Origin of the sequence: Lacticaseibacillus parahuelsenbergensis (assembly GCF_030770265.1) — a bacterium.
Classification (GTDB): Bacteria; Bacillota; Bacilli; order Lactobacillales; family Lactobacillaceae; genus Lacticaseibacillus; species Lacticaseibacillus casei.
Genome location: NZ_CP132482.1, coordinates 2349673 through 2374808, shown reverse-complemented (window position 1 = coordinate 2374808; position 25136 = coordinate 2349673). Strand labels below are relative to the sequence as shown.

27 protein-coding genes and 1 pseudogene are annotated in these 25136 nt (G+C 44.9%); 16 read left to right on the top strand and 12 right to left on the bottom strand.

What is annotated here, in order from left to right:
• Nucleotides 1–156: 156 nt before the first annotated feature.
• Nucleotides 157–447 (top strand): annotated as a pseudogene (locus LACPH_RS11075) (bacteriocin immunity protein).
• A gap of 16 nt (nucleotides 448–463) precedes the next feature.
• Here LACPH_RS11075 and LACPH_RS11070 read toward each other — a convergent pair.
• From LACPH_RS11070 to LACPH_RS11040, 7 genes are all read right to left on the bottom strand, one after another.
• Nucleotides 464–1267 carry a hypothetical protein gene (locus LACPH_RS11070; RefSeq protein WP_306386948.1) on the bottom strand — a complete coding sequence of 268 codons (804 nt, stop codon included), beginning with the start codon at nucleotides 1265–1267 and terminating at the stop codon, nucleotides 464–466.
• Between the two features lie 30 nt (nucleotides 1268–1297).
• Entirely contained in the window at nucleotides 1298–2080 is a 783-nt protein-coding gene (locus tag LACPH_RS11065; protein ID WP_306386947.1) for a hypothetical protein, read from the bottom strand.
• Nucleotides 2080–2409: a PadR family transcriptional regulator gene (locus LACPH_RS11060; RefSeq protein ID WP_306386946.1), complete on the bottom strand. Its 330-nt coding sequence runs from the start codon at nucleotides 2407–2409 to the stop codon at nucleotides 2080–2082. The genes LACPH_RS11065 and LACPH_RS11060 overlap by 1 nt, the downstream gene beginning before the upstream one ends.
• A 130-nt stretch (nucleotides 2410–2539) precedes the next feature.
• Nucleotides 2540–3184, bottom strand: coding sequence for a helix-turn-helix domain-containing protein (locus LACPH_RS11055; RefSeq protein ID WP_306386945.1), 645 nt, complete (start codon nucleotides 3182–3184; stop codon nucleotides 2540–2542).
• A gap of 223 nt (nucleotides 3185–3407) precedes the next feature.
• Nucleotides 3408–4064, bottom strand: coding sequence for a helix-turn-helix domain-containing protein (locus LACPH_RS11050; protein WP_306386944.1), 657 nt, complete (start codon nucleotides 4062–4064; stop codon nucleotides 3408–3410).
• A gap of 197 nt (nucleotides 4065–4261) precedes the next feature.
• Entirely contained in the window at nucleotides 4262–4912 is a 651-nt protein-coding gene (locus LACPH_RS11045) for a helix-turn-helix domain-containing protein (RefSeq protein WP_306386943.1), read from the bottom strand.
• A 247-nt stretch (nucleotides 4913–5159) separates the two neighbouring features.
• Nucleotides 5160–6215 carry an Mbeg1-like protein gene (locus tag LACPH_RS11040; RefSeq protein ID WP_306386942.1) on the bottom strand — a complete coding sequence of 352 codons (1056 nt, stop codon included), beginning with the start codon at nucleotides 6213–6215 and terminating at the stop codon, nucleotides 5160–5162.
• Nucleotides 6216–6415: 200 nt separating this feature from the next.
• On the opposite strand from LACPH_RS11040, the gene LACPH_RS11035 reads away from it, so the two are divergent.
• Nucleotides 6416–7615 carry a DUF2075 domain-containing protein gene (locus LACPH_RS11035; protein WP_306386941.1) on the top strand — a complete coding sequence of 400 codons (1200 nt, stop codon included), beginning with the start codon at nucleotides 6416–6418 and terminating at the stop codon, nucleotides 7613–7615.
• Between the two features lie 10 nt (nucleotides 7616–7625).
• Here the strand turns inward: LACPH_RS11035 and LACPH_RS11030 are convergent, their stop codons facing one another.
• The gene (locus LACPH_RS11030) at nucleotides 7626–8393 is read right to left on the bottom strand and encodes a CPBP family intramembrane glutamic endopeptidase (protein ID WP_306386940.1); all 768 of its coding nucleotides are present in this window, start codon (nucleotides 8391–8393) and stop codon (nucleotides 7626–7628) included.
• A 225-nt stretch (nucleotides 8394–8618) separates the two neighbouring features.
• Between LACPH_RS11030 and LACPH_RS11025 the strand changes: the two genes are divergently transcribed.
• The 4 genes from LACPH_RS11025 to LACPH_RS11010 all read left to right on the top strand — a co-directional run bounded on the left by LACPH_RS11025 (nucleotide 8619) and on the right by LACPH_RS11010 (nucleotide 12460).
• Nucleotides 8619–9176 (top strand): hypothetical protein, encoded by a 558-nt coding sequence (locus LACPH_RS11025; protein ID WP_010492305.1) that lies wholly within the window; start codon nucleotides 8619–8621, stop codon nucleotides 9174–9176.
• Between the two features lie 276 nt (nucleotides 9177–9452).
• Entirely contained in the window at nucleotides 9453–9995 is a 543-nt protein-coding gene (locus LACPH_RS11020; RefSeq protein WP_306386939.1) for a hypothetical protein, read from the top strand.
• A gap of 277 nt (nucleotides 9996–10272) precedes the next feature.
• Nucleotides 10273–11112 carry a glutamate 5-kinase gene (proB, locus tag LACPH_RS11015; RefSeq protein ID WP_306386938.1) on the top strand — a complete coding sequence of 280 codons (840 nt, stop codon included), beginning with the start codon at nucleotides 10273–10275 and terminating at the stop codon, nucleotides 11110–11112.
• A 91-nt stretch (nucleotides 11113–11203) separates the two neighbouring features.
• Nucleotides 11204–12460 carry a glutamate-5-semialdehyde dehydrogenase gene (locus LACPH_RS11010; protein WP_306386937.1) on the top strand — a complete coding sequence of 419 codons (1257 nt, stop codon included), beginning with the start codon at nucleotides 11204–11206 and terminating at the stop codon, nucleotides 12458–12460.
• Nucleotides 12461–12516: 56 nt separating this feature from the next.
• Here LACPH_RS11010 and LACPH_RS11005 read toward each other — a convergent pair whose 3' ends face one another.
• Nucleotides 12517–13761 (bottom strand): MFS transporter, encoded by a 1245-nt coding sequence (locus tag LACPH_RS11005; RefSeq protein ID WP_306386936.1) that lies wholly within the window; start codon nucleotides 13759–13761, stop codon nucleotides 12517–12519.
• Nucleotides 13762–14103: 342 nt separating this feature from the next.
• Between LACPH_RS11005 and LACPH_RS11000 the strand changes: the two genes are divergently transcribed.
• From LACPH_RS11000 to LACPH_RS10990, 3 genes are all read left to right on the top strand, one after another.
• Nucleotides 14104–14358, top strand: a complete 255-nt coding sequence (locus tag LACPH_RS11000) for a hypothetical protein (protein WP_049168996.1) — start codon at nucleotides 14104–14106, stop codon at nucleotides 14356–14358.
• A gap of 199 nt (nucleotides 14359–14557) precedes the next feature.
• Nucleotides 14558–14764 (top strand): hypothetical protein, encoded by a 207-nt coding sequence (locus tag LACPH_RS10995; RefSeq protein ID WP_010492293.1) that lies wholly within the window; start codon nucleotides 14558–14560, stop codon nucleotides 14762–14764.
• A 102-nt stretch (nucleotides 14765–14866) separates the two neighbouring features.
• Complete coding sequence (locus LACPH_RS10990; RefSeq protein WP_010492291.1) at nucleotides 14867–15124, top strand: hypothetical protein; 258 nt, start codon at nucleotides 14867–14869, stop codon at nucleotides 15122–15124.
• A gap of 109 nt (nucleotides 15125–15233) precedes the next feature.
• Here the strand turns inward: LACPH_RS10990 and LACPH_RS10985 are convergent, their stop codons facing one another.
• On the bottom strand, nucleotides 15234–16412 hold the full coding sequence (locus LACPH_RS10985) for a helix-turn-helix domain-containing protein (protein ID WP_306386935.1): 1179 nt from the start codon (nucleotides 16410–16412) through the stop codon (nucleotides 15234–15236).
• Nucleotides 16413–16536: 124 nt separating this feature from the next.
• Between LACPH_RS10985 and LACPH_RS10980 the strand changes: the two genes are divergently transcribed.
• The 6 genes from LACPH_RS10980 to LACPH_RS10955 all read left to right on the top strand — a co-directional run bounded on the left by LACPH_RS10980 (nucleotide 16537) and on the right by LACPH_RS10955 (nucleotide 22636).
• Nucleotides 16537–17751, top strand: a complete 1215-nt coding sequence (locus LACPH_RS10980) for an MFS transporter (RefSeq protein WP_306386934.1) — start codon at nucleotides 16537–16539, stop codon at nucleotides 17749–17751.
• Entirely contained in the window at nucleotides 17748–18491 is a 744-nt protein-coding gene (locus tag LACPH_RS10975) for a nucleoside phosphorylase (protein WP_306386933.1), read from the top strand. Before LACPH_RS10980 ends, LACPH_RS10975 begins: the two co-directional genes overlap by 4 nt.
• A gap of 22 nt (nucleotides 18492–18513) precedes the next feature.
• On the top strand, nucleotides 18514–19743 hold the full coding sequence (locus LACPH_RS10970) for an MFS transporter (RefSeq protein ID WP_306386932.1): 1230 nt from the start codon (nucleotides 18514–18516) through the stop codon (nucleotides 19741–19743).
• On the top strand, nucleotides 19740–20933 hold the full coding sequence (locus tag LACPH_RS10965) for a phosphopentomutase (RefSeq protein ID WP_306386931.1): 1194 nt from the start codon (nucleotides 19740–19742) through the stop codon (nucleotides 20931–20933). The genes LACPH_RS10970 and LACPH_RS10965 overlap by 4 nt, the downstream gene beginning before the upstream one ends.
• 155 nt (nucleotides 20934–21088) lie before the next feature.
• Nucleotides 21089–21298 (top strand): CsbD family protein, encoded by a 210-nt coding sequence (locus LACPH_RS10960; RefSeq protein ID WP_025013314.1) that lies wholly within the window; start codon nucleotides 21089–21091, stop codon nucleotides 21296–21298.
• A 210-nt stretch (nucleotides 21299–21508) separates the two neighbouring features.
• On the top strand, nucleotides 21509–22636 hold the full coding sequence (locus LACPH_RS10955; protein ID WP_087912721.1) for a lactate oxidase: 1128 nt from the start codon (nucleotides 21509–21511) through the stop codon (nucleotides 22634–22636).
• Between the two features lie 29 nt (nucleotides 22637–22665).
• On the opposite strand, the gene tnpA is transcribed toward LACPH_RS10955, so the two are convergent.
• Nucleotides 22666–23115: an IS200/IS605 family transposase gene (gene tnpA, locus LACPH_RS10950; RefSeq protein ID WP_306386929.1), complete on the bottom strand. Its 450-nt coding sequence runs from the start codon at nucleotides 23113–23115 to the stop codon at nucleotides 22666–22668.
• A gap of 74 nt (nucleotides 23116–23189) precedes the next feature.
• Between tnpA and LACPH_RS10945 the strand changes: the two genes are divergently transcribed.
• Nucleotides 23190–24440, top strand: a complete 1251-nt coding sequence (locus tag LACPH_RS10945) for an RNA-guided endonuclease InsQ/TnpB family protein (protein ID WP_306386928.1) — start codon at nucleotides 23190–23192, stop codon at nucleotides 24438–24440.
• A 343-nt stretch (nucleotides 24441–24783) separates the two neighbouring features.
• Here LACPH_RS10945 and LACPH_RS10940 read toward each other — a convergent pair whose 3' ends face one another.
• Nucleotides 24784–25068, bottom strand: a complete 285-nt coding sequence (locus LACPH_RS10940) for a chromosome partitioning protein ParB (protein ID WP_047105507.1) — start codon at nucleotides 25066–25068, stop codon at nucleotides 24784–24786.
• Nucleotides 25069–25136 lie beyond the last annotated feature (68 nt).

Here is a 25136-nt window from a genome sequence, read left to right as displayed (position 1 = left end):
TGTGACAAAATTTAAATAAACGTTGGGTTTTCCCAAATAAACGTTGCGTTATTTTTCAAGTTGTCAAAACGACACGTTCTTCTAGACAAAAAGCGATGTAACATTGCATCAAATACAGTAACGCGCTAAACTGCATTCATCCTGGAGGTGCCCAAAATGAATAAAAAAGAAACCCAGTTATTTCAGGCGATCGATACAGCTTATAACGATCCTGAAATGACGGCCTACCCACAAATTCGGCGTGACTTATTAATGGCGGCTCAAGAATTGTAAAACGGGACGGCTTATCAGATAGTTGCGGTTAAGTTGAAGCGGACGATTTCGCGGTACGTTTTGCTTAACCATTTGCAAATGCCGGCTGCTGCGGGACGACTCTTTACAGCAATTGGACCGATGGGTGAACGCTATAACGGCGAGGCGAGTGCTTTTAGTTTATTTTTTAGATAAAGATGGGAAATGGCGACTAAGAATGGATGCTAGTGCCGTTTGTTGACGAATGCAACGGATCGGGCCGGTAGAAAAGTAATCCGAGCGTGCAGAGCATCCCGGTGATGCCCAAGATGACTGTCAATTCAGAAGAAGGCAAAGCAAGGCCGAGCGCGGCGATTAGCCATACGCCGGTCCAGCCGAGGAAGATGAGAAAAATAGGCCGTAACCACAGTGCACAGACTAGATTAAGGGCACAAAGAATGACTGAAAACTTGATGAGTGTCGGACTTGAAATAGCAAAGGCCGACATGCCACGGAACAAGTAGCCGGTTAAAAATGGTCCGACCAGAATGAGCACTACGAATGCCCATAATCCAACGATTGTTTTGCGCGAGAGTTTGTTAAAGAAAATGCCGCGGGCAAACGATGCGCCAATCATGAGTAAAGCAACCAAATTGATGGAGATTACATCGCTCAGGCTGAAACGCAGACTCAGGCTGATTAACATCATCAATATATTTTGAATGAGCAGAAACATGAGCAGTGGCCAATACATCGTGAAAAGGTAAGTGATTGAGATGTGTGGCAGCTCTTTTAAAATATTGTCGGCTGCCGCCTGAGGATCGTCACTGAAGAAGTCTGCTACTTTATGACCATTCTGTTGTGCGTCGATCAACGTTGCCAATAAGTCGCTAATAGCCTGTTCAATGGCATAAGGGTCTTTGCGTAGATCACCGCGTAAATATTGGATGACTGTTTCGGTGTAGGTGTAGTCCGTACCGTGAATCTTTTTGAGTTGTTGATCATTGGCGGTGCGAAGTTGGGTTAATTTTTTCATGAGGTGTCGCCTCCTTGAAACTTGGCTGAGTTAGACAGGTAACTGTGATTTCGGCTCAGGATGATAGAACAACAAAAGGGTGGCAACGAGCACGCCGGTAATCGCGATGCCAACAGTCAGTGGCGAAGTGGGCAACATCATACCAATGAATGCCAGCAACCACACACAGGTCCATGCGAGAAACAAGTGAGCAACCTTGCGAAAACTCAAAGCACCGATTAGATTTAGCACGAGGAAGCTAACGCAGTAGAACGTGAGCGTTGATCTGGAAACTGAAAAAGGAGAGATTCTCGCCGTCAAATAGCCGAGGCCCACAAGCACCATCAGTATCAAAATAAACCAAAATACGATATTATAAACGGTTTTGCGTGAGAGTTTGTTGAATGAGAGGCCCCGGGTAAATGGAATGTTGACGAAAGCAACGGCAAACAGGATTGGTCCGCCAACACTTACTAAGGACAGCTGGCTTCTCTGACTAATTGTAGGGAAGATGCTAGCGGCAAAGAGAAACATGAACACTGGCCAATACTGATTCAGGAGGTACCAAACCGGAACATGTGGTAACTCCATTAGAATATGATCCGCAGCCTTTTGCGGGTCATCGCTGAAAAAGCTTGCGACGCGGTGGCCAGACTCTTGGGCGTCAATGAGAGTCGCCAGTAAGTCGCTAATAGCCTCTTCAATGGCATAGGGATCTTTACTTAACTTGCTGCGTAAATAGATGATGACGGATTCCGTGTAACTATAGTCTGTACCGTGAATCTTTTTGAGTTGTTGGTCATTGGCAGCTCGGAGTTGGTTTAGTTTTTTCATCACGATTCGCCTCCTTGATTGAGATTTGCCATGGCTTGAACCAATTGATGCCATTGTTGTTGAAAAATGGTGAGTGTCTTTTCTCCTTCATCGGTGAGATGGTAGTATTTGCGATCAGGGCCATTGCCGGTTGGTCGGCGGACACCGATGATGAGTTTATTTCTCTGCAGCTTCAACAGTAAAGGATAGATGGTGCCTTCAGGAATGTCGCCAAACCCAAGCGCGGCCAACTTTTCGTGTAAAGCGTAGCCGTAAATATCGCCTTGCTGAATAATTTTCAAGATGGCGCCTTCTAGAATGCCCTTCAGCATTTGCGATGAAGGTTGCATGGCCTCGCCTCCCTTGATACCTTGTTAAGCATAGTATAATCATGACAAGATACCTTGTAAAGCAAGATATCTCAGTTAAAAAAAAGCCAGCGCAATTGGCTGGCTTGGGAATGCTGTGAATGCCGGGGGATTAAGGCTTTTCTTTGAGTTCGGCGAAGCCAAAGATCATAAAGCAGATGCTAAAGACTCGTAACACGCAACCCAATAAAATTCCTGTATAAAAACCGACTAAAGAGGCCAAGTGGTTTGTTTCTGGATACAATTTAGGAACCAAACCAGAAGCGTTGAACTGCATCATCAAAATGAGAATACCCAGCGTAAGGATGATACCTAACAACATTCGGTGATTTAACCCTTCGATCCAAGCGTGGTAGTTGGGATAGTGGGTCGCTAAGACCATTAAATTGATAATTGATGCAAGTAAAACCCACCTTGATGCAGTCTCTAGGTTATTCGGAATGGTTTTTAAAGCCAAGGTGCTTAAAACAAAGATGACATTTAGATAATATGTAATTTTGAAATACCATTTGTCTCTTTGTGCCTGTTTGCTGATTGTTTCGTAATGCTCCATCATTGTACGGTCCTCCCTAAGTAATTGATCCAAAGAAATGTTATAAAAGTCACTGATACTGACCAAAGTTCCGACGTCGGGGAAGCTACGCGCATTCTCCCAGCTGGAAATTGTTTTTGCTGAAACATGTAGTTGCTCGGCAACTTGGGTTTGGGTCAAGTGCTGTTGTTGCCGAGCCAATTTCAGCTTGTCGCTAAGCTGCATATTCTTCACCACCTGTTGCTATTGTTAAGGTGTGACTAAAAATGTACAAGTCTTTTTGTGAAATAGTGGCTCTAAGAATCGTAGAGTTGTTGGTGTGACACGGATTATGAGCCACCCATCAAAAAATCATCTCAATTGATAATCAACTAAAAAAGCTTGGTTCAAGACCAAGCAAGAAACAGAATTGTGATTTTTGTGCGCTAGGTATGCTATGAATAAAACCCTAATTTTTGTCCAAGATCTCTTCAGAACCGAAGACGATGAAGATGGTACTGAAAGTCACTGCTATGCCGCGTAAGACAATGCCCATCTTTGAACCGGCTATATAAGCTTCCTGAGCATACGAGTTATCGCCACCGGGGACTGTAATTGGTTCATATAAGCCAATAAAAATTAAGGTCGTTGTGAGTCCCACAAGAAGTATGAGGAATAAGGCTAGTCTCGGTCGTGAACGAACCCACTGATGATAATCAGGATAGTGTGTTGCTAATACAATCAGATTCACAATGAATATCAAGCTTAACCCGATAGCATATTGACGCACCCAAGGCAGCATAACAGTGAGCATTTTCAAACTCACGATACCCAAAAGAAGTATAAGGTTAACGAAGTAAGTGACCTGAAAAATCCGCTTATCGCGTAATGCATGTTTGTCGATAGCTTCATAATGATCCATCATGGTTCGATCCTCCCGTAATAGACGATCCAATGAGATATCATAGAGATCGCTGATTTTGACGAGTGTGCTAATATCAGGAAAACTGCGCGCGTTCTCCCAACTGGAAATGGTTTTTGGTGACACATGTAATTGCTCGGCGACTTGTGTCTGCGTATAATGCTGTTGCTGTCGTACTAGTTTCAGCTTGTCGCTAAGTTGCAAGTTTTTCACCACCTGTTTTATTGCTAAGGTATAGCTAAAAATGTACAGTATTTTTGCAAGTTAGGGCGTATAAGGGTCGTAGGGTTGTTGATACGGTATGGTTTGTGTTGGCTTCTAAAATCAAGAAGTAACAAAAAGCTCGGTCAAACACCGAGCTTGAAGGTCAGCGCAGCGAACAAAACGGTTATGATTAAAAGTTAGTTCTTATCTAAAACACTTTCAAAACCAAAGACAGCAAAAATGGTACTCAAGGTTTGGATGATAGGAAACGTTACCATGCGAAGCTGTGCGCCAGCCGCGTAACCGTTTTGGTAGTAACTGTCTCCCGCGGGAATAGTTATCGGTTCCTGGTTAATAAGGAAGAAGATTGTCGCAAAGCCAATAGTGAGAACGATTAACAAGATTCTCCGTGGCCATGAGCGGGTCCATAGCCGATAGTCCGGATAATGTGTCGCCAAGACAATCAGATTGACGAAGAATGCCAACATTAACCAACCGCCAATTTGCTGCAAAATGGGTGGGGTGTAGCTGAGTATACGAACAATCACAAACCCAAAAATAAGCACAAGATTAAAGAAATAAGTGACCTGAAAAATCCGTTTGTCGCGTATTGTTTGTTTGTCGATAGCTTCATAGTGTTCCATCATGGTCTGATCCTCCCTTAGTAAGCGATCCAATGAGATATCATAGAAGTCGCTGATTTTGACGAGTGTGCTAATGTCAGGAAAACTGCGGGCGTTCTCCCAACTGGAAATGGTTTTCGGTGACACGTGTAATTGATCGGCGACTTGTGTCTGCGTATAGTGCTGCTGTTGGCGTGCCATTTTGAGTTTGTCACTGAACTGCATACCTTTACCCCCTTGAGAACATTGTCAAAGCATTTTTGATTTTGCACAAGCCTTTTTTGCTCAGCACGGGTCTAAGAATCATAGAGTACTGGTGTGATGCGGTTTGTGTAATTTTTCTGAGCGGTCGATAGTCGCACATGTTCCAAAAATGTCAACACAAACAAAAACGTTCCGCAAGACGGTTGCTTGTCTGGCGGAACGTTTTTTCTTAGACATCTTGTGGGACAGTCATACCAATTTGCTACTTTTAATGGGTTTGCACCAACGATCCCGCCATTGCGCCGAGCAGACCGCGGAATGAACGGCCTAGCTGTTTGCGATGATGTTTGTCCAAACTACGGAAGGCGTGGAAATAGTGGCGCCAGTGGTTTTTGGTTTTCGCCAGATCATCGAGTGTAATGGCGTTGCCGCTGCGCAGGATTCGGTACAAAGCGTCAACCGTGATGGCAGTTGCCTTAGCATCAAGGCCGGCTAACCACAGGGCGAAGGTTTTTTGAAAATAGCGCGAAACCCACGTCGTTGTCGGCAAGTGCGTGAAGGTGTCGTCTGCAATGCTCCAGGTGAGCACATCATGCTGACCGAATAATTTGACGCGGCTTTTAACGACTTCAAAGTTGGTTGCCGGATCCAAACTGACGCCGATGAGCGAACTTTGCGGTACAAGCTTGGTCACGCGGTCGCGATGGCTGGGATCGAGTGGGACGCCACTTGGCCCATCAAAGCTATAGACATGTGCAACTTGATCGGCGAGCGGTTCTGGCAGGTGGTCAAACGCGTAAGTGGCGAGGCTGCCGCCCTTGGAGTGCCCAGTTAGATAATAGGTGCCAGGGTGGCGGCTGATTTGCTTAGTCAAATAACTTAAAGCCCGTCGCTGCGCCGGAATGGTTGGCATGAAGCTCATATTGAGATCTTCTTTCCAACCGACCAGTTTATTCGTCGTGCCACGGAAACTAACGCAATACTCATCCGGTGCCAGCGTAAAGGTGATGGCCGCAAAGTCTTCTTCATTGCGGTGGCTGCAGGTTTCGAGCCAGTTGGTCCATGCAACGCGGGCAAATCGCTTACTCTGATGCATCGCATGCAGCATGGCTTGGTGTGTTGGGATGGCCCATGTGGTTAAAGTCGCCTTATGCAGCCGCATACTGTCATTTAAATCGGCAAACCGGGCATACGGCTGGCCAATGAGGTAATTAAAATTCAAATAACCAAGCTGCGCAAATAAACCAGCGTCCAGCTCAGTCAATGGAGATTGTTGAAATGACGCCAAACTCGGGCGTTGTGGGTAATCAGCAATTGAAGGCATATGAAGTACTCCTAGTTCTTGAATAACAGTTCAAACTTGTTACTTATAGTTTAACCGCTTTATATGAATAAAGTGTGTGATTTGCTTTACAGATAGGTTTCTTTTAGTGTTCTTTTTGAAAAGTCATTCCGATTAACTAACTGGCGAAGACGTGTGGCAACTTAATTTGAAAATGCTATATTAATTTCGGAGGTGCTCATATGCCGGACTTAGCGCAATCAACGTTTATTTTGCCACAGGACGCGGCTTTGACTTCAGCACAGGCTGCCTTGAAGCAACACATTCATGACTTCATTATCACCAATTATCCAACGAATCAAACGCATCTGCTGATCATTTCAGGGGATGCGGGATCCGGTAAAAGTGTGGTACTGGATGCGGCGTTTGCCCAGTTGCAACAAGCCGCGCGTGCAGATAGTGGGCCACTTGCAGGAACGGACAATAAGCTGTTGGTGAATCACAATGAAATGCTGAAGATTTACAAAGAAATTGCCGGAACTAAAGCCTATTTCCACAAAAAGGATTTCATGAAGCCCACGCCTTTTATCAACGCTTATCGAAAAGCAGGTAAAAAGGCTGATATTGTGTTCATTGACGAAGGCCACTTGCTTTTGACCGCGCCAGACCCGTATAACAATTTTCGGGATACCAATCAGTTGGCAGATATCCTTCGCTTGGCGAAACTGGTGGTGCTGGTCTTTGATTTTCATCAACTGGTAAAACTCAAAAGCTTTTGGACCCCAGCGCTGCTCAAACGAATTACGCGCGATTATCCCGTGACGCATTATCGGCTAACCGAGCAGATGCGGGTAGGGGATGCGGCGGTGACTCGCTGGATTGATCATTTTGTCCGTGGGCGGATCATGCCATTGCCGCAACCGGCAAACTTTGACTTCCGAATTTTTGCTGATGGCCGGCCGATGTATCAACTGATTCAGCAACGCGATGCGGCGGTGGGATTGTCGCGCATGATTGCGACCGCAGACTATCCGTTTACGGTATTGGACAACAAAACCTGGTATGTCACTGCGGGATCCTTGCGTCTGCCATGGGACAAAATCAACTTCACCGATCGACCATGGGCGCAACGGCCGGAAACGCTCCATGAGGTCGGCTCGATTTATACGATTCAAGGATTTGACTTAAATTATGCCGGCGTGATTTTGGGACCAAGTCTCGGCTACGATAAGCAACGCGATCGCCTGACCGTCAACTTGGCACAGTACCAAGACAAAGAAGCCTTCAAAAAGCGGCCGGATCTGGCAGACACGCAGGACGCCAAGGCCGCGATTATGATGAATGCCATTAACATTTTGCTGAAAAGGGCAAAGCATGGCTTGTACCTTTATGCGGCTGATCCGGCACTGAGGGAGCGACTGTTGGAGGCTGCAAAGCGATGAAAAAGTAAAGCTATGTCAGTTTTTCAAGTTGAATGGTGCGTATCTTGGATTTCCGTAGATAAAAAATACTGATCAAGATTTCTAAAACGTCTGCGATCACGATTGCGCCCGTAAGAGCCACGGGGATATTGAACAAACTGGGGCGTACGAGATTTAAAATAAAATCCCATAGGCCGTGCACAATCATCGCCATCAAGATAGTGCCCGTTCGCAAATAAACCGCACTATAGAACACACCACCAAGACATGCGGAAATCATTTGCAAAATTGTGTCGTTCAGTGATTGGTAGCTGAGATTGATGGCATGCAATAACCCAAATAGCAAACTTGAGATAAGCACTGCCGTCCAGATCTGGGTGACTTTAGAATATCGATTAAAGGTTTTCAGCAACAGTCCTAAGAGCAACCCGCGACAAAGATACTCTTCAAAAGGGCCGGCAGCGAGCCCCACGGAAATGGCAAAAGGCCAATCGTAGTCCAGATGAAGTTGTTGCGAGCCTATATACGTGACATAGCAAACAAAGAGATAGGTCGGAATTCCCAGTAGCAAAGCCTTGAAGATGGTTAAGCTTGGCTTCCAGCTAACTTTTTGATGAATGAACAGCCAGTTGAGGAGCAGCAAAATGCCAAACAGAACCAAGCCACGGTATATATTTTGCAGCATATCGTTCAACCTAATGTGCTCACCAAAAGCATCAACCAAATACATAGCACCAATCGCAATCAACCACACGCTAATTGCCTTCCAGAAAAAGTATTTCGGTTTGTGAACTAACATTGGACTCCCCCCGTTCAGTCGCGAGTAAATTTAAAATCAGTATAATCGCATATGATTAAGAGCGCATGTTTAAACCCTTTTCGGGACTCTTTTTAGCCGAATGAATTACTCGAAACAAATGCCGTGGGAAGCCACCCTTTAAAAATTTTCTTTTAAAATTTGAGCAATTAAAAAATAAACGTTATTCTAAGGGTGTTCCAAAAATCATAACAGGAGCTGATTTATATGGCTGAGAAATACACGGCAGAGATTGTACCGCTGAATGCAGAGAAAATCGGTACGAAGCCGCATGGCACCGCTGAATTTACGGTTGATGGTGCGCAACTGCGGATCCACATTGAGATGTTTGATACACCAGCAAACGTCCAGCATTGGGAACACTTCCATGGTTTTCCTGATGGGAAGCCAGCGGAAATTGCTACGGCGGCGCAAGATGCTAACGGTGATGGTTTCGTTGATTTGCCAGAAACAGAGCCAGTTTCCGGTACGACCATGGTGCCGTTTGATGCTGAACCTGCCAAGATGCATGTGCCAAATGACAGTTATCCGGTTGCTGATGCGGAAGGGCATTACGCCTATGAGAAGCTCGTTGATTTGAAGGAACTCCAACAGGCTTTCAAAGCCGCATTTGGCAGTGAAGATTTGCAACTCGACAAACGTGTGATTTATATTCACGGTGTTCCGGATTCACTGAAGTTGCCTGATACGGTCAAGGGCACGGTCATGAACTACGATGCGCACGTGACCCTGCCAATTGCGGTTGGTAAAATTGTCCGCGCCTAGTCGCAGTTTATAAATAAACAGCATATTTTAATCCTGATCCATCTTTGCCATAAGCGCATTGACGGATCGGGATTTTTTGATGTCGTTAAAAGATGACGAATTCGGGGAAAAGAGGTTCTGGTAGCGTAATTCTACCTGTTTTGAAATTACAGCGCTGCAGTATTTTGTGAGTTGCAGAATCATTTTTAATAACACGTGTATTGTTAGCAAATCATCTAGTCAAACTGATAAACTTATTGTTAATATATTTAAAAATTAATACATGGAGGTGGGGAAATGCGGGGGAAACACATCATCATTAAAATTTTGATTGCGGGGGCAGCCATTTTGGCCGTCATGGGGTTGCAAGGTGCTGGCGTCAAGACCAAACCAATATCACTTACAACGCAACAAACAGTTGTGACGCAGCAGTCGCAAAAGTCGGTGCCGCTATTTCAACAAATGGCGGTTTTTCCGGATGGGTGTCAGCGACCGCTTGCCGGCGGAATTTTTGCTTTTTACCGCTTCGACATTAAAGGACGCAAACAGTACCGAATGAAAAACGGCGATTGGCAGCTTGTCGGCAACCCGCTGACGGCTAATGGAGTTTACCTAGCTCAGGCTGATCAATTAGGTGTTGTCGGTATTACCCGGAAGCTGAATGATGGTAGGTTTTACGTTGAAAGACTAAAACTACCGGAGCGTTATGCAGTGAGACTACCTTCACCAGTAAAAGTATCCGTGAAGCAGGGGGCGTTAACAGTCAATGGCCAACCGGTACGTGGCCGCGACTCATTACCGCGAATTTATGCATTGCGCGTGCCGGTGACACGGCAGTAAGTGCTTTACGTTAAAGAAACGAAGCGCTTGACTTTTACCCTCCCGCCGCATACAATTCACTTCATCAAGTCATAGTAGCGGCTCACAGAGATCAGAACACTTGCTGAAAGTTCTGAATGGTTCGCGAATCCAAGCTTGAGGTTAAAGCTCAAATTAATTAAATCATGAAAAAGCGCAAAGCACTGCTTTGAACGAGAATGGTACCGCCTTAACGGGTGTCTCGATCAAAACGGTGCTTTTTTGAATGCTGAGAAAGTTGTAGTGTGCGGAGGTAACGATGGTAAAACGGGCAATGCATTGTAAACGGATTGTGGTCAAAATCGGAACAAGCAGTTTGATTCACCAAAATGGCAAGGTGAATTTACAGACGATCGATCGGCTGGCGTATGCCTTAACTGCGCTGAATAATCAAGGCTATGAATTGGTTTTGGTTACATCTGGTGCGATCGGGGTCGGGATGGCGAAGCTCGGGGTGAGTGCGCGCCCTGCCGCGATCGCCCATCAACAGGCGCTTGCGGCAATCGGCCAGTCAGAGCTGATGACCTTGTATACGCAACGGTTTAGCGATTACGGCGCCAAAATCGGTCAATTATTGCTGACGCATGATGTGTTTGATTATCCGCAAACTCGCCAACATGTGCTTGATACGATTGATGCTTTGCTTGCCCAGCAGGTCATTCCGATCATTAACGAGAATGATAGTGTGGCTGTGGATGAGTTGGATCATCGGACAACTTTTGGCGATAACGATCAGCTTTCGGCCTTGGTCACAAAGCAGATTGATGCGGATTTGCTGATGGTACTTTCCGATATTGACGGGCTTTATGATCAGGATCCTAACCGGCATCCGGATGCGGCGCTGATTCCGGAAATCACCCATTTGTCTGCCAAGGTTTTAGCCAGCGCCGGTGGCAGTTCGACGCGTTTTGGGACCGGTGGAATGGTGACGAAACTAAAAGCCGCGCAAACGATGATGCGTGCCGGCAAACAGATGGTGCTGGCAAGCGGCCGTGATCCGCGGATCATCCTGCGCATCGTCGCTGGTGAGCCAGTCGGAACGTGGTTTGGCAACGTTTTGGAGCAGGTGTCGTCTGATAACCAAGCTTCAAATAGTTGAATTCAAAACCACACGTATAAGAGGACACGAGGAAAAAGGCAGCCATTTTGGCAGCTGTTGCGGCTCACAATCGGCAAAGGAGACAATTTAAATGGATACAACGACGATCGATCTTGAACAAATGGGCAAAGCTGCTAAGGCGGCCGCAGCTATTCTTGGCCAATTAACCACGGCGCAGAAAAATGCCGGCTTACTGGCCATGGCTGATGCACTGGAGACGCACACGGAAACGATTTTGGCAGCTAATCAAGCAGATCTGAAAGCTGCCAGCACGATGCCGAGCAAATTCAAGGATCGGCTGGTGTTGACGGAAGCACGGATTGCTGACATGGCGGCAGGCGTGCGGCAGGTGGCAGTCCTAGACGACCCCACTTCCCAAACGGATCGCGCATGGGTGAATCATGCTGGGCTGACGATTGCTCAAAAACGGGTTCCTTTAGGCGTTGTCGGGATGATTTATGAAGCGCGGCCGAACGTGACGGTGGATGCTGCGGCGTTGACATTTAAAAGTGGTAATGCCGTCATTCTACGCGGCGGCAAGGAAGCCTTGCATAGCAATATGGCATTGGCAACGGTTTTGCAAGATGCATTGGCGGCGCACGGGTTGCCGAGGGATGCGGTTCAGTTGGTGACGGATACGCGGCATGAAGTGGCCAATCAATTAATGCATCTCAACGATTACCTCGATGTGTTGATTCCGCGAGGCGGGCGCGGCCTGATTAAAGCAGTTGTGGAGCAGGCAACGGTCCCGGTGATTGAGACGGGTGCTGGCAATTGCCACATTTATGTTGATGCCCAGGCGCAGCTGGACATGGCGGTGGCGATTGTGGTCAACGCCAAGGTTCAGCGGCCATCTGTTTGCAATGCTGCCGAAAAGCTCTTGATTCATGCGGATGTGGCTGACGAGCAGCTACCGGTGATTGCCAAAGCGTTGCAGGAACACGGCGTTGAACTGCGCGGCGATCAGCGAGCGCGCGCCATCGTGCCAAGCATGCACGCGGCGACGGACGAAGATTGGGACACGGAGTATAATGACCTCATCATGGCAGTCAAAGTCGTGGATTCCGAAGAAGCGGCAATCGCGCATATCAACGCGCACAACACGAAGCACAGCGAGGCCATCATCACGGATAATTATCAAAACATTCAGCAATTTCTCCAACAGGTTGATACTGCGGTGGTGTATGTGAATGCTTCAACGCGGTTCACGGATGGCTTTGAGTTCGGTTTCGGTGCCGAAATCGGCATCAGCACCCAAAAGCTGCACGCCCGTGGGCCGATGGGTTTGGCTGCATTGACGACGATTAAGTATCAGGTGCTAGGCAATGGCCAGGTGCGTGAAGATTAGCGTATTGTTTTACCAATAAATATGTCGTCATCAAGTGGCTTTTTATATATTCAGCATCAGTCGGCGGTTTTGGCGTGCAACCAGCGTTTAACGGTCCCACGATGGCCGAACAAGGTTGGAATGAGTAACAACAGTGCCAACAAGCCGCAGGAAGGAAATCCCCATAAGCCACCAGCAACGTCCATGAGGCCTCCGACATACAAACTGCCAATTGGCGTTGAGCCTTGGTTGAGTAAAACATAGACACTCATGATGCGACCGCGCAGCTCGTTGGGAATCGAAAACTGAAACGCCGCATTGGACTGATTCAGAAAAACCATATTGCAAAAGCCAATGACGATCATAAAAATCATGGCTAACCAGTAAACGTGGATAAAAATCATCAACGTTTGGATCAAAGCTGTTCCTAGTGCGACTAACAGATATAAATCGCGACGAAGACCGAATCGGGCAAGGTAACTCATGAGAAATGCCGCGATAAGTGACCCAATACCAGTGGCTGACAACAGGTTGGCATAGCCTTGGGCACCGCGGCCCAGAACTTCCTGGGCATAAATGGGGATGATGACATTATTGTTGAAATTTAACGTGCAAATAATCAGCATGAGTTCGGCACTCAGTTTGACATTGTCATGATGCACAATATAAACAAGTCCCTCTTTGACATCGGCAATGATGTGGCGCGGCGTGTGCCGGGCAACCGGATGTTCCTGGTGAATCATAAACAAGCCAATAATAATCGCAATATAGCTCAAGGTGTCAATCAGAAAACACGGTGCCACGCCGATCGTCACCATGAGGATCCCGGCTAAAGACGGACCGGCAATTTTGGCCAGATTGAAAATAGACGAATTCAGCGAGATGCCGTTCATAAGATCTTTTCTGCCGACAAGTTCGATGACATATGATTGCCTAGTGGGCGTGTCAAAACTCTGAAGAATCCCATAGCCTAAAGCGATCGCAAGGATCTGCCAGTATTGAATGATTTTTAAAAAAGTCAGGGTTGTCATGATGGCGCCCAGCACCAAAAAGCCAAACTGTGTCAGCAAAAGGATCTGACGTTTGGGATAGCGGTCGATCAGCGTGCCGGCAACTAAAGTGAGCGCCATAATAGGAACAAATTGGGCCGCAGCCAGTAAGCCGACCAGAAAAGCGGACTTGGTCATCTGGTAAACCAGCCATGTCTGGGTAGTTCGTTGAATCCAAGTCCCCATGACCGAAATACACTGTCCGATCCAAAATCGGCGGAAGTTGGTTGAACGTAGTGAAGAAAAAGTTGCTCCAAAAACGTGCCTGTCCACAAAAATCATCGCCTTGCCAAGAGTTTACTGCACATCATCGTTGGCTTTTTTAGTGCGAATGTCAATATTGAAAATTGCAGATTAGGTGATCTATCTTTTGCTTGGCATTCTTAAAAACGGTTTGTTGTCAAGATAAATCCGGGACAAAAAAGGGCCTAATTGACGTCAAAACAACGTCACAATCGCTTGCTACTGCGGCAATTTGTGACGAAAGCATGAATATTTATATATAAAATAATAACTATGTTGACAATAAGATATTCGTGTTGATAATCTTAACTAAATTCATTAACGCGTGCGCTGGCGCAGGAGCCAGCACACGCTCACAAGGAGGCAATTAAGATGAAACACGCAAAAACAGGAATGACCGTTTTGTGCCAAGCCAATGGAAATATGGAACATGCTTTCATCGGTCAAATCGAAAAATGTTACGAAAACGCGGCGCTCGTGAAGATTCTGGATTATGACAGGCGCGATCGGTTCAACGTGCAGGATTTGATTGGCCGGACCGTCATTGCGTTCAATAAAATGAAGCAGAGTAAAAGTGATCGTCTGGACACAACATATGACAAGCCGCTTCAAAGAGATGTCGGGTAGCCAATCGACTCTTAAAAGAGAAAGAATCATAGTCGCTAAACCATTGATGTTACTGGGGTCCAGTGAACTGCGGACAACTGTAACATCTTTTTTCGCTGAAGTGGTTGAAACGGAACCGATTAGGGTGTATAAATGCATCTTGTGATACAAATACGCGTACCGAGTCATGGTACAATTAGAAAAGGTGGTTAGGGGAATCATGTTATTTGCAGCGCATCTTCGTGATTATGCAGTTGTAGGTCAATACACGGACAAATGGGGTCATCGGCACGATTCTTCGCGGATCTGTCACCAGATGACCAAGAAGGAAGCACGTGAAGCCATGCAACGCTACTTGTTGCAGCATTACAGTGATTCGGTTGATCTGAACGCACCAATTAAGGTCAAGGTGCAGGCAACTAAGTGAATCTCCCCACCTTAACTTAGTTTATTTAAGTTTTTGTCCCAGTGCGATGTTTCTCAGCCAACTGATGGGTTCAAAACACCGCGTTCAAGAGGAGGTTTTTGTGTGTCACAAGATATCGTTGTAGGCGACAAAGTTTCAGTGCGCAAGACCAAGGATGTGCCATTGAGTTTCAAAGGAACCGTCGAAAAGCTATACGCCAATGCAGCGATGCTGACCATTGACAGTTTTTCGCCTGATGACGCTTCGTTAGTTGAAGATATGAAGAACAAAACGGTTGTGAACTATAAGCATATTAAAAAAGGCGGTAAGGCGGTTATCCCGCCAGCGCCTGAAGAAAAGCGACCGGGTGCACGGCACTAATGATTAGAGGCTCTCTGTGTGATACACAGAGAGTCTTTTTTTGAATTCAAAATTGAATGATTTACATTTACATAGATTCAATTCAGCCATTGATCTAGACCATTATGGCCTAATGCTTTCCTTGCCTAAGTGTCTGTATAATCACAGCAACGTATAGTCTGAATTTGTCATCGGTTTTCTGATAATCAAGGCCTGTGCGAGTGGTAATCTCTTTCAATCGATAGCGAACGGTATTTGGATGAGTATATAGTTGCCGGCTGGTCTCTTTAATGGATTCATTGTTTTGAAAATAAGCTGCTAAAGTGTCGAATATTTCGGCACTCTTAAAAATATCTTGTATTTCTTGTGATAATAATTCGGATTTTTTTGATTGGAGACTATTGTTGATGAGCGACCACAATGCAATGGTGTTAAAAGAAGTGACTTGATTTCGCTGGTTAAAAATTTTAGCAATTTTGATACTGAAGACTGCTTCTTGATAAGATTCATGTAATTGCTTAGCGGGGTGCAGATTTGAAAGACCAACGTATAATGCTTTGTCTGGAATACGAATTTGGGATGTTACCTGGGAGTAACGAGCTTTAGTATCCTCATAGTTAATCCCTTCATTGGTAAATAAGACAACATTTGCGCCAGTAGAGGTTGGTAGGATGAAGTGGCTAAGTAACAATTCACTGTGGATGAAGACATCAAAAATGGATTGTAACTGTGTGGTTAGCGCGAACAAATCGCGAAGTCGCTTATCAGGACTTGACTGTGTCATAAGCACAAACTGCATGACGCATACTTGTTGTTTATAGAGATCAATATTTTTCAAACTTGAAATATAATCAAAGTCGCTGTCGTGCGGATAATCCGTTTTCAAAAGATGGTTGAGATCTAATTCCGCTAAACGAACACTTTGCCGGTCTTTAAAGAGCATTGTGTTCACATCGTTCATTAATTCTAAGTAGGTTACATTTGTGGCTAGTTGAAAGACAGGCAAGTCAATTTTTTCGGAAAAATGGATTAAAAACTCCTGATTAGCAGTGAATGGAACAACATGTTTGATTATTAGACAACATGCTTGGTTTATTTTGAGCTGAGACAAAAGCTCTTTTAACTTATTTTGGTCATTTGGTAACGTATGTGATCCTACGAGTACGATTTCGCCACCTCTTAGCCATTGTTCAACCGCAATGTTGTCCATAATTGTGATAGCGCTAACCAATCGGCTTGCAGGATTTGCTCGATTAATTGGAGTTATTCGCTGATGTTGGCTATTTAAAACTGATTTGAGATCAATCATATTATTTTGGCTCCTTTGTAGGGATGGACATAAAATCGAGAAGACTTTTGTAGCATACCACAAAATGAAGCGTTTACAAATATGATAAGCTTTTTCTGTCAAAGAACATTAGGAGGTTTTAAGGGTGGAAGAACGTTTAAGTCCAGCTAATCGTGAACAACGACGAGCATTATTTGTAGGAGGAAGTGGTCTTTTTTCCCAGTCTGCTAGCACGATGCTTTTGTCATTTGTTTTGGCAAGCATGATGACAAGCTTTCACATCAGTGGAACAGCGGGCGGCTTTATTTCAACAATCACTAACCTTGGTATGTTGGTTGGTGGTTTGATCTTTGGACCGATGGCAGACCGAAACGGGCGGGTAAAGATTTACGCTATAACAACAGTCATTTACGCGGCAGCTACAGGAATGATGGCATTCGCTAATAGTATTACTATGGTGTATTTCTTCCGGTTCTTGGTTGGCGTCGGCGGTGGCGGTGTTTATGGTGTTATTATGTCAATGGTCGCGGATGTTTTTAATAGCGAACAAAGAGGTCGCGTTACATCGTACGTGACGATTCTGGGCCAGGTTGGTAGTATCGTTGCCGCTTTGGCTGCGGCGATCATTATTCCGATTTCGGGGTGGCGGGGGTTATTCATTTTTGGCGCTTTACCTATTTTCTTGGGTATCTATGTTTACTTTAAAATGCCAGAGTCAGCAGAATGGGTGAAAGTAAACAAAGAAACTTCAAAGCGCGAGGATGATAAGCCAGGTTTGCTAGATTTGTTTAGAAACGGTAATGCTAGCAACACTATTAAACTAACAATTATGGCAACCGTTCAGATAGCTGGCTATTTTGGCTTGATGAACTGGTTACCCTCAATTTTACAAAAGAAGTCAGGCTTGTCAGTTTCCAGTTCATCAATTTGGATGATTGCAACGATTGTTGGGATGTCATTAGGTATGTTAGTCTTCGGACAGATCATGGATAGAATTGGTAGTAAAGTTGCTTACTCTATTTTTTTATTTGCATCTGCAGTTTCGGTTTTTCTGTACAGCTTCGCAGATACACAGGCTGCGTTACTAATTGGTGGAACGGTGGTTGGCTTCTTTGCTAACGGGATGAATGCCGGATATGGTGCTATTGTGGGTAATCTTTACGAGACAAAAATCCGCGCAACAGCTAATAATCTGATTTTTAATATTGGTCGGGCAATTGGAGGATTCTCATCAGTGGTGATTGGCTTCTTGCTTGATCATTCAAGTTTAGTTGTGACCATGGGCTTTTTATCAGTTCTCTATATTGTTTCTCTGTTAACAGTTCTTACATTAAAAGGTAAAGAAGGTCGAGTCGCATGAGCAGTGAACATTTAACACACCTTCAAAAAGGTGACTTAGGAGAAGTAACCTTGATAGTTGGTGATCCCGGTAGAGTTGATTTGATTTCTAAAGACTGGGAGTCGAAACGTAAAATAGAAGATAGCCGCGAATTTGTTTTGGTTGCTGGGAAATTTAAAGGTCATCAAGTTTCCATCTGTTCGACGGGAATGGGTGTTGGATCGACAGAAATATGTATTATTGAGCTTATCGAAAATGGTGCAAAGCAAATTATTCGTTGCGGCGGCTGTGGTTCATGGCGTGATGATATTCATCCCGGAGACATCATTATCAATCGTGCAATGGCGCGTACGTCTGGGTTGATGAGAGACTACGTGCCAGATAGCTATCCTGCCGTTGCTGATCCTCTGTTAGTCAATAAAATTTACCAAGGCGCGCTAGAAAGTGGGTTTAGGGTTTATACCGGGATTGGTTTAACCACTGAAACTTATTTTTTGGGTCAGTATCGGCAGCCCAATATCGTAGGAAGCCAACTCAAGGCAGATAAAACCAAAATGCAGTTCTGGCAGGAACGAAACATTATTAACGCAGAGATGGAATCCGCAGTTCTGTTTTTATTAGGGTCTCTTTACAATATTCCTGTGGCTAACTGTCTTGTTGTTCATTTGAGTCGTGCAACATATCAGTGGGAGGAGCCTGAAGATTATAACCGAATTCATCAGAAGTCTGCAGAATCTGTCTTAAATTCTGTCTTAATATGATTCTTTAGAAAGGGGCATTGTAATGCACGAAACCGGATCATATCAGAAGAAAATATTGGTTTCATCTATGCTAGGACTGGGCCTTGAAGGTATGGATGTTCTATTGTTATCCTTTGCACTTAGTTCGATCATCAATGAATTCCATATTTCTTCTGCAGCAGGAGGAGTTTTACCTTCAGTCACAAATATTGGCATGATGGTCGGCGGTGTGATTTTTGGGTATTGGGCAGATAAGAAAGGCAGAATTAAAGTCTTTACCTATACGATCTTTGTCTTTGCAATCGCGACCTTATTGATGGCTTTTGCCCGAAATATTTTTGAAATCTATATATTAAGGTTTTTAGTTGGATTAGGCGCGGGTGGAGAATATGGAATAGGCATGGCATTAGTTGCAGAAGCCTTTCCAAAAGATCGTCGAGGTCAAATGTCATCTTGGATTACCGTTGGCGGACAAATGGGAACCCTGGTTGCTGCGTTAATAGCAGCAATTGTTATTCCGCTAGCAGGATGGCGTGCTGCTTTTATATTTGGTGTTATTCCTGTATTTTTAGCTTATTTTGTTCGTCGCCATCTTCCGGAAACTAAGATCTGGCAACATGCACATGCGGAGGATGTAGAGAAAACAACGAGTCCACGAATAAGCTTGCTTTTTAGGCGGCCTAAAGTTGCGTTAATTACGCTGGGATTGACGATTATGTCAGCCATTCAAGTTGCGGGATATTACGGTTTAATGAATTGGCTACCTTCATTGCTTGAAAAGAAGCAGGGTTTGTCAGTTTCCGGGTCGTCTTTATGGATGATTTCAACCATTATTGGGATGTCACTCGGCATGCTGTCTTTTGGCAAATTGTACGATAAATTTGGATCCAAGTTGACTTATTCAGCATTCTTGATTATGTCTGGATTGTCGGTGACCTTATATATATTTGTACACAGTTCTTTTCTAATGCTAATTATCGGAGCAGTTGTTGGATTTTTTGCCAACGGTATGAATGCCGGCTACGGGGCACTCATCAGTAGCTTTTATCCAACGGAAATAAGAAGTTTTGCCAATAATGCCATTTTTAACACTGGCAGGGCGATTGGCGGGCTTTCGCCAATTCTTATTGGATACATGATCGATCGAAGCGGATTTTCAGCAGCATTATTATTGCTAGGATCCTTGTATTTTGTTTCGCTCATTGTTGTTAATCTCATCCCTAATCCGCTAAAAAAAATTAAACCTGAAAGTCGGGAGCGTGTTGCTGAGTGAGAAAATTTGAACGAATTATTACAATTGTATTGGATTCAGTTGGGATTGGTTCGGCACCGGATGCCACAGCGTTTGGCGATCAAGGAGCAGATACACTGGGACATCTTTGCTCGTATTGGGAAGGTGAATTAGCGCTACCTCAATTAACGGAATTGGGGCTTGGCCGTATTTGTCGTGATGAACCACTAAAGGGCATTAAAGCGCGAAGTAAATTATCAAGTGCAGTTGGAAAGATGCGTGAAATTTCGGCTGGAAAGGATAGCATGGATGGACACTGGGAAATGATGGGAGTTCCTGTTAAAGAGCCTCTGGATACTTTTCCCAATGGATTTCCATATGAATTAGTCGACAAAATTGAAAAGTTCTCAAATCGCAAGGTGCTTTTGAACCAACCTTATTCCGGAACTCAGGCTATTAAAGATTACGGCGAGAAACAGATTGCTGAAGGTGGTTTGATCGTATATACGTCAGGAGATTCGGTAATCCAAGTGGCGGCTCATGAAGCTATTGTGCCGGTCGATGAACTATATCGAATTTGCCGCTTCATACGATTTACGCTTGATGATAGTAGTTGGAACGTTGGCAGAGTCATTGCACGTCCATTTGTTGGCCAGAATCCTGATGATTTTGAGCGGACAGCCAATCGACACGACTTTTCGATGGTACCTAAACAAGCGACAGTGTTAGATCTACTAAATGCAAATGGAGTTCCCGTCTGCGGCATCGGCAAGATTAACGATATTTTTTCTGGAAGAGGCATTGATTCTCAAGTTCATACAACAAGTAATCTGGATGGACTAAATCAAATTCTGGCTGCTCTTGACAATCAAAAATATAAGTTTGTTTTTGCTAATCTGGTTGATTTTGATTCTAATTATGGACATCGTCGTGATGCAAAAGGGTACGGTATAGAACTAGAACAAGTCGATCAAAAATTGCGTGACGTGGTCTCCAATATATCAGAAACGGATTTACTGATTGTGACAGCAGACCATGGCAACGATCCGACATTTAGAGGTAATGATCATACACGTGAGTATGTGCCTTTGCTTGTGTATTCCACGAGTTTATCTAACGCTGATCTTGGAATCAGAGAGACCTTTAGTGATCTTGGTGCGACGATTCTTGATAATTTTGGAATAGAAGATAACTTGATAAATGCTACTAGCTTCCTTAAACAGCTGAGATGAATCTTGCTTGATCTTTTGGGATGCAAGCCAATCGGCCCGCTTCGTCATTAAAATAGCGGATCAAAAATAAGTTATTTGTTTATGAGCTTAATAGTGGAACAATGATCAGTCAACTTGGTACACTTAAAGTAAGTAAAAAAGAAGGGACTGATCATATGGCAGATTTTGATGCAGCAAAAGACAAAGTTAGCGGTAAAGTAAAGGAAACTGCTGGCAAGGTGACTGGTGACGAATCAACCGAGGCTAAGGGCAAGACCGAACAAATGGTAGGCGAAGCGAAAGAAAAGCTTAGCGATGCCAAGGACAAGATTGCCGAAAAGTTCAATGACGTGGTTGATAAGGCCAAAGGGAAAAAAGAAGATTAACGGCTGAAACAAGACGGCCGATAGTTACTTAAGGAGAAGACGCAGTAGCGGGCTTCTCCTTTTTGCTTTTCGTTAGGCGCCTGCACGTTGATTTTTAAGCCTTTGCATCTTCACTTACAAAAAATCAGCAAAACGCCTTTACTTACTAATTATAAGTGTTACACTAATAAGTGTTCTAATAAGTAAGCAATTTGGGAGGCTTTTTGACACATGACAGTTGTTAATGGTTACGAGCAGAGCGATGCAGAGAAAAAACTGAATATTTTGAATTTGCCGTCATTGGCGGATGAAGCAAAGAAGATTATTCCAACAGGCGGCTTCGGGTACATTGTTGGCGGATCCGAAGATGAATGGACTTTAGCCGAGAACACCAAGGCTTTCAATCATGCACAGATTGTTCCGAAGGCGTTGTCGAATATTGACTCACCGGACTTGTCGACCAGCTTTTTGGGCATTGACCTGAAGACACCAGTCATGATGGCGCCGACAGCGGCTCAAGGACTGGCACACAGTCAAGGTGAAAAAGATACCGCCCGCGGTGTGGCTGCAGTTGGTGGCTTGATGGCCCAAAGTACCTATAGTTCAACATCAATTGCTGACACAGCAGCAGCCGGCAATGGTGCGCCGCAATTGTTCCAGCTATACATGAGCAAGGATTGGGACTTTAACAAGAGCTTGCTTGATGAAGCCAAAAAGGCCGGTGTCAAGGGGATTATCCTCACCGTTGATGCGACCGTTGATGGCTATCGCGAAGAGGATATCATTAATAACTTCCAATTCCCAATCCCAATGCCAAACTTGGAAAAGTATTCCGAAGGCGACGGCAAAGGTAAGGGTATCGGCGAAATTTATGCCTCTGCCGCACAAAAGATCGGTGAAGACGATGTCCGCCGCATTGCGGAGTACACGGACTTGCCGGTGATCGTTAAGGGCATTCAGTCACCGGAAGATGCTTTGCGGGCAATTGGCGCAGGTGCAGCTGCTGTCTATGTTTCTAACCATGGCGGCCGGCAGTTGAATGGTGGCCCGGCTTCCTTTGATGTTTTGCCGGCTATTGCCAAGGCTGTCAACAAGCGCGTTCCGATTATCTTTGATTCCGGCATTCGCCGCGGCAGCCACGCTTTCAAGGCGTTAGCAGCCGGTGCCGACCTGGTTGCATTTGGCCGTCCGGTTATTTACGGCTTGGCTTTAGGCGGTGCTCAAGGGGTTCAAAGCGTGTTCGAGCAAATTGACCACGAACTTGAAATCATCATGCAGCTTGCCGGAACCAAGACCATCGAGGACGTTAAGCATGCACCATTAACCCATTTTAATTATGGCCGGCCGGAAATCCAGTGACTTTAGTCATGGGATGGATCGGCCCGCTCTCAACGCCTGTTAGGGCGTTTTTTTAGTTCGTTGTATTTTTGGTTGTTGATGTAATGCTCAACGACGCCCTTGCTCATGTTGCCAAGTGTACTCATGTAGTAGCTGGGTGACCATAAATGCCCACCCCAATCCTGAGAGTGACGAATTTCCGGATGCCGTTTGAGAAAAAAAAAGGCGCTTCTACCCTTGAGCGCCTTGATGGCACTGGTTGGCGCCTTGCTAGGCGGAAAACTGATCAAGACATGGACATGATCGGGCATGACTTCCATTTTTTCGATCACAATCTTATTATCATCGGCAACCTTTTGCAGAATGCTTTTCATTTCATCTGCCAGTTCCTTAGTTGCAAAAGTTTGATTGCGATATTTCGTGACCCAGATCAAATGGTAATGAAAATTATAGATATAGCGTCTGGTATAAACCGCGTCTTGGATTTTTTCTTTAGTCATAAAAGTCACCTCAATTGTTGTAGTCATTGACGAATGCTATAATACCATTATAGCAAGAAAAAAGGTGAGATAAAATGAAGTCAATGGCACAATTAGAATATCATTATGGCTTGAAGGTTCGCATCTACCCGAGTGATCGCCAAAAGAAATTGATTAAGCTTAACAGCGATGCCAGTCGCTTCGTCTATAACGAGATGGTTGCGATCGGTAAAGAACTCTGGCAATTAAAACAAATTAAGTTATCAATTGATATGGTTCAAGATCGAATCAAGCAGCTTAAACTACGCCAAAATGCCAAGCAGCTGTCAAATCATTTCCAATTCTTAGAAGACAAGCGAATTGACAGTCTTGCTAAGGCTAACGCTATCCGAAACTACCGCAAGGCATGGAAAGCCTTTCGAAAGGTTCATGGTACTGGCATTCCAAAATTCCACCGTAAGAGCTATGCTTGGAGTTATCAAACTAATTGTCAATATATCCAGCAGAAAACGACGCAGCTAACCAACGGGACCGTCTGCTTTGAAGATGGTAAGCACGTCTTAGTGCCTAAGTTAGGTCGTCTGCGCATTAAAGGCTCCCACAAACGATTACTGAATCGGAAAGCAGAAACTCGTATTGGCACTGTCACGATTACTAAGGACGCTGCCGACCGTTTCTTTTTATCCATGCAGCTGGGTTCTGATACACCCTTCATGACGAAGCCTGCCAAGACCAACCGGCAAACTGGCATTGACCTCAACACGGAAAACTTTTTGACTACCAGTAATGGCAAAGTCGTTGCCAATCCGCGCTACTATCGAACAATTAAGGGACGATTGGCTAAGGAACAACGCATTTTGTCACGCCGTGCTCGAAGGGCAAAGAAAGAGCATCGGCCGTTACGGAACAGTAAAAATTACCAAAAACAGCGCTTGGTAGTTGCCAAAATTCATGCCAAGGTTCTAGATCGCCGTAAGAACTTCCTGCACAACGTCTCAACCACACTCATCAAGAACCACGATTTGGTGGTTGCAGAGGAATTGCGAAGTAAGAACTTACTAAAAAATCATGCCTTGGCCATGAGTATCGCAGACGTAGGCTGGCGTACATTCTTAGGCATGCTAACTTACAAAGCTGACCTTTATGGTCGCCAGTTTGTAACGATCAATCCTAAGAATACCACGCAAACCTGCCATCATTGCGGCTTCGTCATGGGAACAGAAGGCACTGATAAGCTGACGCTTGCTGATCGAGAATGGAACTGTCCTAAATGCCAGACCCATCACGTTCGCGATCACAATGCCGCTCAGAACATACTGATCAAAGGTATTGCTAAATTAGCCTGATTAGGCTCGTCCCTATGGCAACCTGGGGACGCTAAAGGCACTGGTAATTGCCGTGTAAGACAAGCAGTTCGTAGAACTGCCTGCAATGGTGTATCTGTGCAAATTGTGATTCAAGCGCTCGTAACAGGGGTGTTTGCTCACAAGCCACTGACTTTAGTCAGTGGTGGTTGACCTACGCTGACTAGTTTCGGTGTCAGTAGATCCTTAAGACGCAAAAAAGAATCCGCTTCGGCTCAAAGCCAAAGCGGATTCTTTTTTGACTTGCTTGTGATCAAGCAAGCCCGCTATATGTTAAATTGTCATCAAAACCACGTCATTCAATGATCGGGTTTCAGCAATCCATCTACAGGCCGATTTGACTCAGTGTGTACATGGCGTTGCGGAATTCATCGCGTCGATTAGCGCGTTTTTCGATATCACTTGGCAGTTCCGTCATATCGATTCTGACCACGGCTCGCCGCAGTAGGCTGACCATTGTCTTGTCATTCATTTTGATGTAAAGGTGATCAGCGTCAAACCGTTCCACCGCGTCTTCCCAAACTCGGGCATTTTCGTGGTCGCTTTCGACGTTACGCTTGATCAGTGATTTGCCATCAACCGTGTTGAAGGTGACATCATAGGTTGTCATGTGGAGCTCCCCTTTCTTGGATGCATTTATCAGTTCAGAGTGAACTGGTTTACACTCTTTAATTATAC